Source organism: Arachnia rubra (assembly GCF_019973735.1).
Taxonomy (GTDB): Bacteria; Actinomycetota; Actinomycetes; order Propionibacteriales; family Propionibacteriaceae; genus Arachnia; species Arachnia rubra.
Map to the genome: position 1 here is coordinate 85,387 of NZ_AP024463.1, position 17,126 is coordinate 102,512.

The following is a 17,126-nucleotide window of genomic DNA, read 5'->3' on the forward strand; positions in this document are numbered from 1 at the left end:
TCGGGACGGTCGTCATGACGCTACCGCAAGAGCTCTTGCTCTGACATCGCCGAGGTGGTCGGCCATGGACTCTCGCAGGGTGATGCGGGGTCGCCAACCGAGAAGGTGATATGCGGGCTCGGGATTAATGCAGGTCCAGTCCTCGCTCGAGTGGGCACGTGAACCTGGCCGTTCGATGACCGTTACATCGCGGCCACTCAGCTCGATCATGAGATCGACGAGGCTCCGCACGGGAACTGCCTCTCCGCGCCCAATGTCGACGAGCTCTCCTGAGGCCGAGGTTCCGGCTGCCAACACGACGGCCCGTGCGACATCCCGTACGTCGACGTAGTCGCGGCGGGCGATGAGGGGATCGAGCTCGAGTGTACGCGGCTGTGGACCGTCGCCCGCCACCACGTGGGCGACGCGACCCAGGAGGCTGATGTCGGGAGCACCTGGACCGCAGATGTTGGCGATCCTCAGGACCAAGCCCGTCAACCCGCCGTAGTGGAACTGGTCGAGCGCTTTGCGAGTGAGCAACAGCTTGGTTGCTCCGTAGGCACACGGCTCAGTCGAGGGAGTGCTGGCGTTCACCTTTGTGCCTACCGGGATCTTGCCCAGCTCCAGCACAGAACCCAACTGGATGTAGCGCGGAGGATGGTTCAACGTAGCGAGGGTGGCAAGCACAGTCAGGGTCGGCACGGCCACAACGTCGCGCATGCTTTGCTCGCTCTTGCCCCAGATACTCCCAGTCGCGTTGATGACGACGTCCGGCGCGCAGGTCGTGAGAAGGTCACTCATCGTGGAGTGAGCCCGCTCGTCGATGGTCATTGTGACGAGCTCCACCCCCGAGACCGCGACCGGGCGGCGCGCGACGACGGTGACCTGGTAGCCGTGGCCGAGGAGGGCAGACACGATATGCCGGCCCAGGAAGCCCGTGCCTCCGAGCACGAGTGCATGGCGTTGCGAAGTGGCGGTCATGGTGTTCCTCACAAAGTGTCAAGGATAGAGCGCAGCGTTTCGATGACCTGCGACTGATTGTCCTGGGACAGCGACGGGTACATGGGGAGCGAGAAGACACGCTGGGCGAGCTCCTCGGTGACCGGGAGAGAACCTTCCTGGTATCCGAGTTTCGTGAAACCACGCATGGTGTGGACCGGCCACGGGTAGCTGATATTGAGGTTGATGCCTTGCTCTGCGAGCTTGGCCATGATTTCGTCGCGTGCGGGATGGCGGACAACGTAGACGTAGTAGACGTGGGTGTTGCCTTCCGCGACGACGGGGAGCTCAAGGCTGGTGCCGGACAGACCCTCAGCGTAGCCGTTCGCCACGGCCTGGCGGCCTTCGATGTAAGAGCCGATGCGACGCAGTTTGCGGCGAAGGATCTCGGCCTGGACCTCATCCAGGCGGGAGTTGTGCCCCGGCGTCTGCTCGACGTAGTAGCGGCTCTCCATGCCGTAGTAGCGCAGGCGTCTCACGTTCTCGTCGATCGCGGCCTGATTGGTGATGACCGCGCCGCCGTCGCCATAGGCGCCGAGCACTTTGGTCGGGTAGAACGAGAAGGCGGCTGCGTCTCCCATGGAGCCTGCAATCTGGCCGTGATGTAGGGCGCCGTGGCTCTGCGCGCAGTCCTCGAGGACTCGCAGACCGTGCTCCTTTGCCATCTCGAGGATTGGGGCCATCGGTACGCACTGCCCATAGAGGTGAACGGGGAGGATGCACGAGGTGCGTGCGGTGATGTGCTCGGCGATTTGATTGACATCCATGAGGTGGTCGTCGCGTGTGACATCAACGAATACGGGGATCGCGCCGATCTGGTCGATTGCCACAATGGTTGGGGCGGCGGTGTTGGCAACGGTGATGACTTCGTCGCCCGGGCCCACGCCGAGGGCGCGGAGGCCCAGCACCAGTGCGTTCGTGCCATTATCAACCCCGATGCAGTGCTGAACGCCGTTGTAGCGTGCGAACTCCTCTTCGAAAGATGACACGCTCGGTCCGAGGATGAGACGACCTGAGTCAAAGACCTTGGTCACTGCCTCGAGAATGTCTTCCTTCTCTGCGTGGTACTCGGGAAGATAGTCCCAAACGCCGATCGTCATTCGGTTCTCCTGACTTGCAGTGGGGGTGGGGTTCGATCCCGGCGACGATGCTCCGTCGGCCTATCCCAACGGTAGGCGCCCCTCCTGAGGGGGTCGGAATGCCCATTTGTTCAGTTTCTGAGGGCTTGACTAGCCATCAGTTACTCACGTGCTGGTGGGTCGGCCAGAGCCCGTCTCTAGCTCTTGTAGCACCGCTCCGGACTGCCTGTAATGGCGTCATGAGCACCTCAGCATTCGACGGAATCATCACCGTGGACGGTCTCACGAAACGTTTCGATTCTAGAGCGGTTGTTGACCGTTTGACCTTCCAGGTCCATCCCGGTCAAGTCACCGGATTCCTCGGCCCCAACGGAGCCGGCAAGTCCACTACGATGAAGATCCTTCTCGGCCTGATGGCAGCCACGAGAGGCTCGGCTCGTGTTGCTGGCCAAGATTTCCGCACCCTCCGCAACCCGGGGCAGATGGTTGGCGCCATGTTGGAGCCGGTCCAGAGCCCACGCACCGGGCGTGAACACCTCCTGTGGATGGCGGCAGCGGCCGGCGTCCCGGAGCGACTGGTCGCGCAGAAGCTCGAACTCGTGGGGCTGGGCGACGCGGCCAATCAGAGAGTGTCGCGATACTCGCTTGGTATGAGGCAACGGCTCGCCGTGGCGGGTGCCCTCCTGGCAGAGCCCCAAGTGCTCATCCTGGATGAACCTATCAACGGGCTAGACCCCGAAGGGATCCTATGGCTACGCGACCTGCTGCGCGACCTGGCGGCCGAGGGTCGCACGGTCTTCCTATCCAGCCACCTCATGTCTGAGATGGAGAAAACGGCTGAGCGCGTCATCATCATCAACAAGGGTCACCTCGTCGAGGACGTGAGCGTCAGTGAACTAACGGTCCGCGCCGCCGGTGATGTGGTTGAGGTTTCTGGAGACGATGACGCCCGTCTGGCTGCCGCCCTCAGCGAACGTGGGGCCAAGGTCCGCAGCGTCGCAGACACTGATGAGCCTCGACTTGAGGTCATCGGGCTTGAACCTCTCGCTATCGGTCGCGTCGCCCGGGACCTGGGCATCGCGCTGTCAAGCCTGTCCCGTGAACGGGCAAGCCTCGAGACCGCCTTCCTCCAGGCCACGGCCGGCAAAGAAGGCGGCATCCTTCCCACCGCTTCCCACCCCGATTCCAAGGAGCGCTGAACCATGCCCACTCAGCAGCCCAGCCGCGTTGCCCCTCACGCCGACACGATGGCTCCGCCCCGGCGGAAGACCAGCCCCCTCAGCCAGACGCTCAAGAGCGAGTGGGTAAAGATTCGCACCTGGCGTACCGGACGTGGGCTGATGCTCGCCGCTCCGCTGGTCGCTGGTCTGGCGAGTGCGGCCTTCGTCGCATCCGTGCCTCTCACTATGGGGCGGTCACCCGTTGACTTGACCGTCCGTCAGCAGCTCGAGGTATCCATGATGGGCGTCGACATCGCCAACATCATCACGATGGTCCTCGCGATCTTGTTCGTCTCCACCGAGCGGGTGACGAATACCTTGCAGCTTTCGTTGCAGCTCACCCCGAATCGGGCCCGGTACCTCGCTGCGAAGCTGTGCGTCTTCCTACTCGTGACGGTGGGAGTGTCTCTGGTCTCGGTGTGTTTCGCGGCACTGTGCGGCCGCTGGGTACTCGGGATGATGGGGGTTGAGCTTCCGTCCCTGGCTTCTCCCGAGGTTCTGCAACTCTTGGGCGGCTTGCTGGTCTTGGGGCCAGCCCATGCGGTATTGGGATTTGCCTGCGCCGTCACTTTCCACAGCGGACTGCTGGCCTTTCTCGTCGTCTTCTTCATCATGTGCCTACCCTCGCTGGCCAGTCTCCTGCCTGGCGACCTAGAGCGTGGTGTCTCGTCCTTGTTGTTCATGCCGGCCATTCATTCCCTGGCGGGGACGATCGCACCCGATGGCGTTGGATACACCCCGCCCGCACTGGCGCTTGGCGTCATCGCTGTCTGGGTGGTGGTGCTGTGCGGCATCGCCGTGACCTCGTTCCAGCGCCAAGATCTCTGACCCGCGACCAGCACCCCTTCCGACTGCCTTTTGTGTCCGCGCGCCATGCGCTCACACCTTTTTCTCCAAGGATCCTTCATGCACCAAGAAGTCGAACGCCTTCGCAACTACTTACGGCGAGTCACCGGCGAACTGCGCACCACACGTCAGATGTTGGCGCAGGCCCACGAGCCGATCGCCATCGTGGGGATGGGCTGTCGCTTTCCCGGGTCGTCCAATCCGTGTGAGTTCTGGCAGAACCTTGCGGACGGAGTTGATGGGGTTGGGCCTTTCCCCACCGATCGGGGATGGGATCTTGAGATGCTCAGCGCGTACGCCGTCTCGCCTGAGGGGGGGTTTGTCGAGGACGCCTACGACTTCGACGCCGGTTTCTTCGGGATCAACCCCCGTGAAGCACTCGCCATGGATCCGCAACAGCGCCTCACCCTGCAGGTCGCCTGGGAGGCGCTGGAGGATGCGCGGTTGAATCCAGCCGAGCTTCGGGGTCAAGATGTGGGCGTTTTCTCGGGTGTGATGTATCAAGACTACGGCACCCTCGTGGGTGAAGCCGCCGATATGCGTGACTACCTCTCCGTCGGAGGGTCGAACTCGGTTGTCTCCGGTCGAGTCTCCTACACGTTGGGGTTCCGGGGCCCCGCCTTGTCGGTCGACACCGCGTGCAGTTCCTCCCTCGTCGCGCTGCATCTGGCGGTGTCCTCTCTAAGGCGCCACGAGACGAGCTGCGCGTTGGTGACGGGCGGGATGATTATGTCTACCCCCGCGGCGTTCGAATCGTATGGGCTCGACGGCGCGCTCTCGGCTACGGCGCGCTGCCGCGCCTTCTCTGAGGATGCCGACGGCACAGGCTGGGGCGAGGGCGTCGGTGTCCTCGTGCTCGAGCGTCTCGGAGATGCACAGCGTTTCGGTCACCGCGTCCTGGCACTCATCCGCGGCACCGCCGTCAACCAGGACGGCGCGAGTTCTGGACTGACAGCGCCCAACGGTCCCGCTCAGGCGCATGTCATTCGAGCTGCCCTCGAGGATGCGGGGTTGGAGGCGGCCGATATCGACCTGATCGAGGCTCATGGCACCGGAACCCGCCTCGGCGACCCGATCGAGGCTGGAGCTATCCACGAGACTTATGGCCAGGCTCACGATGCTACGCGTCCTGTGTACCTCGGCTCCGTGAAGTCCAACATTGGTCACACCCAGGCGGCTGCCGGGGTAGCAGGCGTCATCAAGGTCGTCCAGTCGATGCGGCACAATCGGATGCCCAAGACCCTCCACGTCTCTGAGCCGACCAGCGCAGTGGATTGGGATGGTTCTGTATCGATCCTTACCGATCCCCGTCCGTGGGGGCCGGGCGAACAGCCTAGGCGCGGTGCTGTCTCGGCCTTCGGATTCAGTGGCACGAATGCACATGTCATCCTCGAAGAAGCCCCCGTCAAAGAAGCCGCCGAACCTGAAGCTGAGCAGCCCGAGGCGGGAGTCACTGATATTGCCCTGCCGCTGGTGCTGTCGGCCCCGACGCGCAGCGCCCTCGACCGGCAGGTCGATGCCTTCACGGCGTGGCTGGAAGACCACAATGATGCCGACGTCAACGCTGTTGCCGCCACGCTGGCGCGCACCCGCACCCACTTCCCTCACCGGTTCGCTGTCTCGACCCGCGCGGCGGCCGGGATCCCGGAGGCCATTGAGCAGGGGAGCGGCATCGCCGGAATCGAGCGCGCTGCTGGTGGTCGCACCGTCTTCATCTACCCGGGCCAAGGCGGCCATTGGGAGGGGATGGGGAAGGCCCTCATGGACCAGTCGCCTGTGTTCGCGTCGGCTGTCGCCGAGTGCGCGGCCGCGTTCGGCGACGAACTCGACTTTGACTTGGCCCAAGCGATCGCGACCGGAGAGGCCGGTCGGCCGGTCGACCCGCTGGCGCGGCTCCACGTGTGCAGCTTTGCGCTCGCCGTGGGCTTGACTCGAATATGGCAGAGCGTCGGCATCGTCCCCGACGCGGTCCTCGGCGTGTCAATGGGTGAAGCATCGGCCTGGTGGGCTGCGGGCGCCCTGACCCTGGAGCAGGCCGCTCGGGTGGTTCTTGCCCGCGCGCGGGTGTTGGATGGGCTCGCCGGTGATTACACGATGCTCGCCGTGCGCACCTCCGCGGCAGCCGTCGAGTCGCAATTGCGCGAACTTGGGCTGACGCAGACTGTCTGGGTAGTCTCGGACACCAGTCCTGCGAGTTGCACCGTGCTCGGGGCAACCAAGAGCGTTGATCGCCTCGAGACGTGCCTGACAGAACAGGGCATCCGCACGCGCATTGTGCGCGAAATGCGAGCCCCCACGCATTCGCCCATGATTGAGGGCCTGCGAGATGACGTACTCAACGCGCTGGTTGACCTAACCGCCGCCGAGGCATCGATCCCGGTCTACAGCGCGACCTACGGCGGTCGTCTGGCAAGTACCGGTGGTTGTGGTGCGGAACACTGGTTCGACAACCTTCGCAACGCTTTGCAGGTGCGATCTGCCGTCACGCAGTTGGCAGGCGACGGATTCGACGTGGCCGTTGAGATCAGCACTCATCCCAGCCTCCGCATCGACGTCGAACTCAGCTACGAGGAGCTCGGACAACCTATTCAGGTCATTACCTCGCTTCAGCGCGGCGGTGACATGGCGGACCTGGACGCTGGGCTGGCGGCGGCCACTGTCGCCGGTATCGCCGATATCCGTGGCCTGTGGGCGGCCCGCCGCAGCGACCTCGGCGATGCCCCCACCTATGCTTTCGAAGGCAAGCGCTACTTCGTCGAGCCCTCGCTCTCGCGCACGGACTTGTCCTCCCTCGGGCTTGATTCCCCTTCTTATCCGCTTCTCGACGCCCAGATCCAGCTTGCTTCGGGCCGGGCGACCGTCATGGTGGGGCAGCTTGCCGCCGACCGATTGCCGTGGCTGCGCGACCACATGCTCAACGGTCGCGTCCTGCTGCCCGGGACTGCTTTCGTCGAGTTGGCGCTGCAGGCCGGAGACGCCCTCGGATGCCTCACGCTCGATGAACTTGTTCTCGTGACTCCGGTGGAGGTGTCGCCAGGGCGGATCGTCAACATCCAAGTCGTCGTCGAGGAGGCGGATGAGCAAGGTCACCGTGCCTGCGGCGTCTGGTCTCGTGCCTCGGCCGAGCACGAATGGACACTCAACGCCACTGGGCGCCTCAGCAGCAGCGCGGCCCCCGTCGCACCCCGCCTCACGGCGTGGCCTCCCGCTGAGGCGGAACCCATCGACGTGACCGCCCTGTACGAGGGCTATGACTCCCGCGGGCTCAGCTACGGACCCGCCTTCCGGGGTCTCGTCGATGCGTGGCGCTGCGGCGCGGATACCGTTGCCGCCGAGGTGGCCCTGCCCGAGTCGATCCGTGCCCAGGCAGACGACTACATCATTCACCCGGCCTTGCTCGACGCAGCGCTGCACGCGATTGCGAACCTGCTAGGGGCAGACGGGCCCGTCGGCATGCCCTTTGCCTGGTCCGGGGTCCGGGCTCTGGGGGTTGGTGCGAAGCGCGCCCGCGTCCTTCTGACCCGCCAGGGCGAGGATCGCGTGCAGCTTGTGCTTTACGACGGCGCCGGTGACGTCGCAGTACACGTGGAGAACGTGGTCGTCCGCGCCCCGGAGGAGCTGTCGGACAGCGGACTTGACGCCAACGCGGCCCTCTTCGAGACCGCCTGGGAGGAGATTCCCACCGAAAGCCCGGCTGGTGCACGGTGGTATTTGTGGGGTACACCCACCATGCCCTGGGACAGCCGCGTCGTCGGGTGCTGGAGCCCCGACGACGGGCGTCCCCAGGGGCGGGTCGTGCTGCCGATCCCGCGCGACCTCGGCCCCGAGAAGGCCACCGCCCACCTGATGGAGAAGCTCCAGGACTGGCTGGCCCATCCCGAGTTTGAAGGCAACCAGCTCGACATCTTCACCTCCGGCGCCGTGGCGCTGGATAACGATGTGCCCGTGGATGTCGGCGGGGCGGCCGTGTGGGGCTTCGTGCGGACCGCCCAGGGGGAGCACCCCGGACAGTTCCGGCTCATCGACCTCGACGACGACCCCGCCTCCTGGTCGGCGCTGGACACGATCCCGAGGTCCTGCAAGGAAGTCGCGATCCGTTCCGGACGCTCGCTTGGGCAGATGCTGCGGCGCCGCCGTCCTGATACCTCGGCGCTTCGCCAGGTTGATCCCGAACGCACCGTGGTGATCTCGGGCGTGGGCGGCATAGGCACCGTCATAGCCCGTGCCCTCGTCACCGTCAACGGGGCACGGCACGTGCTCCTGGCGAGTCGGCGCGGTGAGAAGAATCCCGCCACGGTCGAGCTGGCAGACGAACTGCAGTTGCTCGGCGCCTCGGTAACCGTTGTGGCCGCAGACGTCAGTGACCCGCGGGGAGTCGATCTCATCTTGTCGAAGCTTGATCCCCGACACCCGCTCGGCACCGTCGTGCACACCGCCGGTGTCCTGCGGGACAGCGTTATGGCCAGGTTGGACTCGGCGTCCCTCGCCCCTGTATTCGCAGCCAAAACGCGCGCGGTGGCGCTCCTCGACGAGGCCACCCGGTCGATGAACCTCGACGACTTCATCGTGTGTTCATCGGCGGCCGGAACCTTCGGGGCACTTGGCCAGGCGAACTACGCGGCTGCCAACGCTGGCCTCGACGCCTTGTGTCACAACCGGCGCATGGCGGGTCTGCCCGCCACCTCGCTCGCCTGGGGCCCTTGGGTGGCGCAGAACACGGCGGCATCCGTCGGCGTCGGTGCGTCCTCTGGCCTGTCCCCAATCTCGTTTGATCAGGGTAAAGCACTGTTCGAGCAGGCTCTGCACGACGGGGTCCCGTCCCTGGTCCTGCCCCTTGTCCTCGACTTGGGGGCGGTGCGTCGCCACGCCGAGTCCGGTAGTGTGCCGGACCTGCTGCTCAAGCTGGCTGGGATTCGCCAACGTCGGCTCGCCGCCGCTGCGGACGGCGCCGACTGGGCCAGTTTGCCTCTCGAGACAGCTCGCGAAAAGCTCTCCGCCCTCGCCGCCGAGGTGACTGCTTCTGTGTTGGGCTACGCCTCCATGGACGATGTTCCGCTGGACCTTCCCTTCCGCGATCTTGGGATTGACTCCCTGACTGCCCTGCGATTGCGCAACCGGTTGGCGGAGGTTACGGGTCTGCGTCTGCCGGTGACCCTGGTCTTCGACCATCCCACGGTCACCCACGTCGTCGAGTTTCTGCTGAGCAAGCTCGTCGACGCGGAAGCCCCCGTTGTAGCCCCAGCCGTCATGAGCTCGGCGACCACGACCGGCAAGATCGCCGTGATCGGCGCCGCGTGCCGTCTTCCCGGCGGCGTTCGGACACCTGCGGACCTGTGGCGCCTCGTTATCGAGGGGGGCGACGGGGTTGGCCCCGTCCCAGAGGATCGCCAGTGGCGGCCCGTCGCAGAAAACACGCCAGAGGGCGGATTCATTGACGGCGCCTACGACTTCGACCCCGCGTTCTTTTCCATTTCGCGGCGCGAGGCCCTCGCCATGGACCCCGTACAGCGCCTGTCCCTCGAGCTCGCCTGGGAGGCATTGGAGCGTGCCCACATCGATCCCACCGGCTTGAGGGGCTCGGCCACCGCGGTCTACGTGGGTCTCATGCACCAGGATTACAAGGAGAGCATCGGCGTCGCTCCCGAGGACTGCGAGGCCTATCTCGGGATCGGCCATTCGGATTCCGTCGTCTCCGGGCGCCTCTCCTACACGTTGGGTTTGCAGGGACCTGCTGTGAGCGTCAACACCGCCTGCTCATCCTCGCTCGTGGCCGTCCACCTGGGTGTTCAGGCTCTCCGATCCGGTGAGGCTTCCCTCGCCCTGGCGGGAGGTGGTGGCGTCATGTCAACTGAACTCGGGTTCAGCATGTTCGGATCGACGGGTGGCCTGTCCGCCACGGGGCGCTGCCGGGCCTTCTCGGATTCCGCCGACGGTACTGGTCTCGGCGAGGGCGTGGCCTTCGTGGTCCTCGAAAGGCTGGAGGATGCGCTGGCGGCCGGGCACCCTGTGCTGGCTGTCATCGAGGGCAGTGCCGTGACTCAGGACGGCGCGAGCAATGGGCTGACTGCTCCCAACGGGCAGGCCCAGGAACTCACCATTCGGCGCGCCCTGGCCGACGCGGGTGTGGAAGCCCGTCAGGTGGATCTCCTCGAAGCCCATGGAACCGGCACCCGGCTCGGAGACCCTGTCGAGGTCGGCGCGCTAATGCGCACCTACGGGCGCGAGCATCCTGATGACGAGCCGCTGTGGATTGGCACACTCAAGAGCAACATTGCCCACACCCAAGCCGCCGCCGGCGCCGCGTCGCTTGTCAAGACGGTTGAGGCCATCAGGCATGGAATCATGCCGCCCACGATCCATGTTGACTCCGTTTCCTCTCACATCGACTGGGATGAGGGCGCCGTCCGCCCCCTCCTCACCGCCCAGCTGTGGCCACAGGGGCACGCTCGGCGCGCTGCTGTCTCGTCGTTCGGCATCAGTGGAACCAACGCCCATCTCATTCTGACGGAGGCTCCGACCCGTGACGAGCAGGTCGCCCCGGTCGGAGACGTCGGCCCAATCGTGATCTCCGGAAAGAGCCCGCGAGCCGCGCAGGAACAGGCCGAAAGGGTCGCCGACTTCCTCGAACGCGGCGAAGCCCCCGTGGCCGACATCGCACAAGTCCTCGCGATGACGCGCCCATCTTTCCCGCACCACATCGTCGCTGCAGCCGCCACGCCGGCGAAACTCGCCACCGTGCTGCGCGACGTGATGGTCGCCACGGCTCCGGCTCTCGGCCGTACCGCTTTTGTATTCAACGGGGCCGGAGCCCATCGTTTCGGCATGGGACGTGAGCTGGCGGGATGCTTCCCAACGTTCGCCGCCGCGATCGACGAGATCGCGGAGATTGCCCGCCCGATCCTCGGGCAGGACCTTCGCGCCGCACTTTGGCGTGACGAGGCCCTCCTCGAGAGCCTTCCATTCGCCCAGGCCGGGAGCTTCGCGATCCAGATCGCCCTCACCACGCTGCTGCGCGAGCACGGCGTGATCCCACAGGCTCTCGTCGGTCACTCGTTGGGAGCGATAGCCGCCGCTCATGTGGCCGGGGTGCTCAGTTTGTCCGACGCCCTCACGCTGGTCGTGCGACGGGCACAGCTCCTGGAGGAGATACCTGGGGTGGCCATCGAGGCCGTCAAGGCATCCGAGCACGACGTGCTTGCCGCCATGGAGGGGATTGATGACGTTGACATCACCGTCCTTAACAGCGCCCTCGACACCGTGATCGCCGGGTCCGATGCGGCCGTGGCGGAGGTGCTGAGCCGCCTCGATGCCCATCACGTGAAGTTGCGGTTCGGCTACCCGAGCCACACCCGCCGCGCCGAGGCCATCGCCGACGAACTCACCGCCTGCGCGGCGGCTATGGAGCATCATCCTCCGCAAATCCCGCTCTTGTCGAACCTCGACGGGCGACCCCACGAGCAGGTCACGCCGGAGACGTGGGCCACGCTCGCTCGGATGCCTGTGCGCTTCGGTGACTGCGTCGCGTGGCTACGAGACCATGGGTATGGCCGCATGGTGGAACTGGGGGCGCTTGCGCCCCTCACCCCGGCGATCGCAGCGGGCGATGCATGGCCCATTCCCACTCTGCGCAGCGGGATTCCCGAGCCGGTTGCCTACGCGACGGCACTTGGCGCGATCCACGCCAGCGGCGGCGATGTCTCCTGGCCCGCCTACTTCGGCCGCGACCATGCGCCCACCGGGGTCAGCCTGCCGACTTATCCGTTCCAACGGGAGACGCTGCGGATCCCCAAGCACGGGCGCGACCGTTCCTCGGATGCGGTCGGAACGCTCGTCGACGATGTCGTGACCTCGGCCTCCAGTGGCGAGACTCTGGCCAAGACCAGCCTGGTGATCTCCGATGTGCCCTGGCTGGGAGAGCACCGCCTGTCCGGGCAGAGCGTGCTTCCTGGTGCCGCGTGGATCGACATCGTCCTTGAGACGGCAGAGCGCATCGAACTGCCCGTCATTGACGAGCTCATCATCGAGTCCCCGCTCACCATCGACGGCGACCACCTCGACCTGCAGGTGAGCTTCGAGCCGACTGACGGGGCCAGCCGACGATTCACCGGGCATGCCCGCGTTGACGACGGGCCGTGGATCCGGCACATCAGCGGCCGGATCAGCTCCAACATACCCGCGACGGCAAGCTCCGCCATCGCCGAAGACAATGCCACTGAGCTGGTCGTTGATGGACTCTACCAACGTATGTCCGAGGCGGGTATCGCCTATGGTCCGACGTTTCAAAGTCTCGTGGCGGCCCGGCAGGCCGGCGATGTGGTGTGGGGCGAGATGCGGTTCCAGGAACCCACCGACGGCCACATCATCCATCCGGCACTGCTTGATGCCTGCATCCATCCCCTGATGCTCACCACGCTCGTGGGGCGTGACGGTGCCGAGTTCCCCTTCATCTGGGAAGGGGTCCACGTTCATCGGCGCGATGTGCCTGTCGCCACCAGCCGAATCGAGCTGACCGGTCCCTCGCAGGTGCGCATGGACCTGTTCGACGCCGTCGGCAATTCCGTGGCTACCGTGGAGCGGCTCACACTCCGCAAGGCGGACTTAGTGAAGCCGCGACGCCACCACCTGATCATGCGCTGGGATGCGAGCGACCACCAGGCTGAGACCGAACGTGTCGAGGTCGTTGCCCTAGACGAGGCCGACGCCGTTGCCGCCGAGGAGGTAAGACGCAGCCTTGATTGCGGCGCCGGGGCCCTAACCCGCTACCTCGTGGTGCCTGAAGGCAGTGATAACCGCATTGTCGAGACCGTCGCACAGGTTCACACCGCGCTGATCACGACCCTCGAGGACGACGATGTGCAGCGCGTGGTCCTCGTTCACAGGGGAGCCACGACCGGAGCGAGCCTCGCCAACGCGGCGGTGTGGGGCATGGGTCTGACCGCTCAGGTTGAAAACCCGGGTCGGGTCGGTCTGCTCGACTTGGATCCGACGAAGACCCTGGGCTTCGTTGCCGTCGATGGGCAGATTCCCCAGGCGAGGCTGTGCCAGGGTGTGCTTCAGGTACCCAGGTTGCAGGCTCTTCCCGTCCCCGAGGCTGAACTGGAGGCACCCGGCGCCGTCCTGATCCTAGGCGGCGGGGCGATCGGGCTCGAGGTGGCCCGCGGGGCTGCGTCCCGTGGCGCCGCCAGCGTCGTCATCGCCAGCCGCAAGGGCGCTCACGCGTCCGGTATCGCCGAACTGCGCGACGAGTTCCCCAACATCCCCATTGAGGCGGTCGCCTGCGACGCCACCGACCCGGACGCAGTGCGCACTTGCGTTGAACTTGCGCCCCGGTGGGACGAGGTGTATTTCACGGCCGCGGCACTTCACGATGGTGTCCTCCACGGGCTTCACGCTCAGGACTTCCAAACCCCGATCTCGGTGAAGATCGATGGCGCCCGGGCCCTGCTGGCCGCGCTGGAGGACCGTCCGGCACCGTCCAGGATCTGCTTCTTCTCGTCCGTCGCCGGGGTCCTCGGATCCGCGGGACAGGGCACCTACGCGGCAGCGAACGCGGCTCTCGATGCGCTGGCGATGCGTCACCGCGCCCTCGGGGTGCCGGTTCAGTCGCTTGCGTGGGGGGCCTGGGGTGAGACCGGACTTGCGGTCGATCTTTCGGCCCGTGCCACGGGACTGGCGGGGTTGAGTACTCGCGAGGGCCTCGACCTTTTGTGGGACGCTTCCGCCCATGACGCCGCCGCCCTGGTGCCGCTGGCGCTGGACTACGCCGCCCTGCATCAGCTCGCCGACCAAGGTCTGCTGCCCCCACTCCTCAACGGGATAGTGGAACGGCGCCCGACAGCGTCTCGTACCGCCACGCCTGAGAGCAACCTCAACAGCCTGTCCCCCAAGAAACGCGCCTCCGCCGTACTGGACCTCATTCTCCGGGAGATGGCGACCGTCCTTAAGTGCCAGCCGGAGGATATCGACCCGGACCGTCCGCTCGGTGAGTATGGTTTCGATTCGCTCATGGCGCTCGAACTGCGCAACCGCATTACTCAGACGGTCGCGGTACGCCTGAGCGCAACGGTTGTCTTCGAACAGCCGACCGCCTCAGCACTGGCTGCCTTCGTCGCTAACGAGATGGATGCCCCGGTCGCCCCGGTGGTCCGCGACGACCTCATCACGCTCCAGGACCTCTACCGCCAGGCCCTTGACCAGGGTCAGCTTGTGCTCGGGACCAAGCTCCTCCACACAGCCGCTTCCCTGCGCCCCACATTCTCCAAGGGTGATGGTTTCACTGCCCAGACGGTGGTTCTGGCGGCCGGGGACGAGCCCACCCTCTACTGCTTCAACTCGTGCATGCAGACAGCAGGAACCCAAAGCTACGCCCAATTAGGGCGCATCCTCACGGGTCGCCGTCGTGTGGTCAACGTGACTCTACCTGGCTTTGTCTCGGGGGAGTCGCTGCCCGACTCCGTCGAGGCTGTCATGGCTGCGCTGGCCGATGCCGTCGAGAAGGATGCGTCCGAGCATCCCAAGGTGTTCCTGGGTACCTCCGCAGGCGGCTGGTTCGCCCACGGTGCGGCCGCTGCCCTTGAGGCACGTGGCGGCCACGTCGACGGGGTGATCCTTGTGGACGCCTACCCGCCGCAGGTCGACTTCCTGGGGCGTTTCGGGCTTGCATTGATCGCTGGGATGAACGAGCGCGCAAAGTCGTTCGACATGAGCAGCGATGCCCGACTCACTGCGTCCGGCTGGTACGGCGGCCTGTTCGCGGATCACCGCCCGGAGGCCATTCGGGCGCGTGAGGTGCTGCTGCGGGCCACCGAGCCTCTCGCCCCGACCGATGCCCCTGACTGGCGAGCAACCTGGCCCACCCGTCACGAATCCATCGACATCGACGGAGACCACTTCACGGTTCTAGAAACCCAGTGCAAACAGACAACGGAGGTCATTGAATCATGGATTACGAATCTGGGCTTGTGAAGCCCGCCACCCAAATCGACGAGCGCTGGCTGCGTCGCCTCAAGCATGCTCCTGATCGCGTAGCGGCCAGGCTCGTGATCTTCCCGCACGCCGGGGGATCTGCCAGCTACTTCCGCCCCATGGAACAGTTCTTGCATCCCCAGATTGACGTGCTTGCGGTCCAATATCCCGGACGTCAGGACCGGCGGCGTGAGCCTTGCCTAACGAGCGTCAATGCCCTCGTCGACGGCGTGCTTCCCGCCCTCAAGCAGCTCACAGGATGCCCCCTTGCACTCTTCGGACACAGCCTGGGCGCCAGTGTCGCCTTCGAGGCTGCCCGAAGGCTGCATGCCCTGGACATCCCCGTTCACACGCTGTTCGCATCGGGACGACCGGGGCCGCGCGCGCATCGCGACCTGGGCTGGCATCGGGTCGGCGACGCCGCTTTCCTCCAAGAGATCCAGCGCCTCAACGGCACCGACGCTCGACTCCTCGAGGATCCCGAGATTGTCGAATTTGTCCTGCCGGCTCTGAGGGCTGACTACCGGGCTGCCGAGCTGTACGTGTACCACCCAGGCCCCCTGCTCGACTGCCCGATTGTTGCCTTGCACGGTGACATGGACGATTTTGTTCCCGACTTTGATGTCGCCGATTGGAGACACGAGACCACTAGTTCCTTCCGGCTCGAGCGGTTCTCAGGCGGCCACTTCTACCTTGTGGATCACTGGAAGGCCATCGCGGCGCTTGTAGGGGAAGCTTTCTCGCTCGGCACCGGGGTGAGGAGCGCGGCATGAGAATTCTCCTCACCTGCATTGAGGAACCCAGCCACCTGCGCACTATGGTGCCGCTGGCCTGGGGACTCATGGCGGCCGGACATGATGTGAGGGCCGCTGGTGGACCTGGGATCACTACCACCATTCTCGAGGCCGGCATCCCGTCCGTGACGGTCGGCATCCCCTCATCAGCCGCCGAGTTGTTGTCGATGGCCGCCGACCAGGGTGACAGCCTCGAGAACGAACTCACCGACTGGACCCGGCCGCAAGACACAACCGAGGACTGGGAGACCGCGCTGCTGCGATACCAGGTAGCGGTCCCTATGGCCTTCGCCCTCTACAACGATCCCATGGTCGAGGACCTCGTCGATCTCGCCCGGGATTGGCGACCGGATCTCATCCTCTGGGAGTCCCTCACCTATGCGGGTGCTATCGCCGCCGCAGCCAGTGGCATCCCTCACGCCCGGGTGAACTGGATGCATGACATCTACGGCGCCATGCGTGAGACCTTCGTTGCGCGCCTGGCCGAGCAGCCTGAGGAGGACCGCGAGGATCCGCTGCGTGAGTGGTTCGAATCCCACCTGCACCCCTACGGTGCCGAGTTTGAGGAGCACCTGGTCTCAGGCCTGTGGACTTTCGACCTCATCCCCCCAAGCCAGCAATTCACCACGAGCCTCCACCGGGTTCCCGTGCGTCCCCTCGCCTACACCTCCAAGGCAGCGCTACCGCTGGATGTGCCCGAGCGAGGTGTGCGACCCCGCGTGTGCCTGACCGCCGGGGTGTCGCTCCAAGAGACGTTCGGCGTGGACTTCCTCGACGTTGAAACCATCGCCGATGCCCTAGCTGATCTGGACGTCGAGATCGTCGCCGCAATCCCTCCGGAACAGGCCGCTGCGTGGATCCATCGCCCGGCCAATGTCATTCACGCCGGGTTCGTTCCCTTGAACTTCCTGCTGTCGTCTTGCTCTGCCGTCCTTCATCACGGCGGATTTGGTACCTGGGCCCATGCTCTGGCTGCCGGGATCCCGCAGCACATCACCGCGATTTGCCACGGCGACCTGACGATCAAGGGCGACTACCTGGTGAAGTCCGGGGCTGGGATTCTGCGTCACCCCTCCCACGTATCCCCGGGCCAGCTCCGCGAAGACGTCACCGCGCTCGTCTCCGACAGTGCCTATCAAAGCGCCGCCACCGCCCTGGCCGATGAGGTCCGGGCTATCCCATCCCCGGCTGAGATTGCCGCAAACCTCGCCCCCATCGTCGAAGCCTACGTGCCCATCCGTTAG

The 17,126-nt window shown here is 65.5% G+C and carries 7 protein-coding genes; 5 read left to right on the forward strand and 2 right to left on the reverse strand.

The genetic code is table 11. The features are described 5' to 3' along the window. Positions 1-12 precede the first annotated feature (12 nt). Complete coding sequence (locus SK1NUM_RS00375; protein ID WP_212323931.1) at positions 13-960, reverse strand: NAD-dependent epimerase/dehydratase family protein; 948 nt, start codon at positions 958-960, stop codon at positions 13-15. A gap of 8 nt (positions 961-968) precedes the next feature. Beyond that, positions 969-2,078: a DegT/DnrJ/EryC1/StrS family aminotransferase gene (locus tag SK1NUM_RS00380; RefSeq protein ID WP_212323933.1), complete on the reverse strand. Its 1,110-nt coding sequence runs from the start codon at positions 2,076-2,078 to the stop codon at positions 969-971. A 218-nt stretch (positions 2,079-2,296) separates the two neighbouring features. Between SK1NUM_RS00380 and SK1NUM_RS00385 the strand changes: the two genes are divergently transcribed. The 5 genes from SK1NUM_RS00385 to SK1NUM_RS00405 all read left to right on the forward strand — a co-directional run bounded on the left by SK1NUM_RS00385 (position 2,297) and on the right by SK1NUM_RS00405 (position 17,126). After that, positions 2,297-3,256 carry an ABC transporter ATP-binding protein gene (locus SK1NUM_RS00385; RefSeq protein ID WP_212323935.1) on the forward strand — a complete coding sequence of 320 codons (960 nt, stop codon included), beginning with the start codon at positions 2,297-2,299 and terminating at the stop codon, positions 3,254-3,256. A 3-nt stretch (positions 3,257-3,259) separates the two neighbouring features. Then, positions 3,260-4,105 carry an ABC transporter permease gene (locus tag SK1NUM_RS00390; RefSeq protein ID WP_212323937.1) on the forward strand — a complete coding sequence of 282 codons (846 nt, stop codon included), beginning with the start codon at positions 3,260-3,262 and terminating at the stop codon, positions 4,103-4,105. 78 nt (positions 4,106-4,183) lie between these two features. Further along, entirely contained in the window at positions 4,184-15,088 is a 10,905-nt protein-coding gene (locus SK1NUM_RS00395) for a type I polyketide synthase (RefSeq protein WP_212323939.1), read from the forward strand. Continuing rightward, positions 15,064-15,861, forward strand: coding sequence for a thioesterase II family protein (locus SK1NUM_RS00400; RefSeq protein ID WP_212323940.1), 798 nt, complete (start codon positions 15,064-15,066; stop codon positions 15,859-15,861). The genes SK1NUM_RS00395 and SK1NUM_RS00400 overlap by 25 nt, the downstream gene beginning before the upstream one ends. Continuing rightward, on the forward strand, positions 15,858-17,126 hold the full coding sequence (locus SK1NUM_RS00405; protein ID WP_212323941.1) for a nucleotide disphospho-sugar-binding domain-containing protein: 1,269 nt from the start codon (positions 15,858-15,860) through the stop codon (positions 17,124-17,126). The genes SK1NUM_RS00400 and SK1NUM_RS00405 overlap by 4 nt, the downstream gene beginning before the upstream one ends.

What these genes read in the sequence shown, in the direction of transcription:
- SK1NUM_RS00385 (WP_212323935.1), top strand. Translation starts at nt 2,297, where the DNA reads ATGAGCACCTCAGCATTCGACGGAATCATCACCGTGGACGGTCTCACG.
- SK1NUM_RS00405 (WP_212323941.1), top strand. Translation starts at nt 15,858, where the DNA reads ATGAGAATTCTCCTCACCTGCATTGAGGAACCCAGCCACCTGCGCACT.
- SK1NUM_RS00375 (WP_212323931.1), bottom strand. Translation starts at nt 960, where the DNA reads ATGACCGCCACTTCGCAACGCCATGCACTCGTGCTCGGAGGCACGGGC.
- SK1NUM_RS00395 (WP_212323939.1), top strand. Translation starts at nt 4,184, where the DNA reads ATGCACCAAGAAGTCGAACGCCTTCGCAACTACTTACGGCGAGTCACC.
- SK1NUM_RS00400 (WP_212323940.1), top strand. Translation starts at nt 15,064, where the DNA reads ATGGATTACGAATCTGGGCTTGTGAAGCCCGCCACCCAAATCGACGAG.
- SK1NUM_RS00380 (WP_212323933.1), bottom strand. Translation starts at nt 2,078, where the DNA reads ATGACGATCGGCGTTTGGGACTATCTTCCCGAGTACCACGCAGAGAAG.
- SK1NUM_RS00390 (WP_212323937.1), top strand. Translation starts at nt 3,260, where the DNA reads ATGCCCACTCAGCAGCCCAGCCGCGTTGCCCCTCACGCCGACACGATG.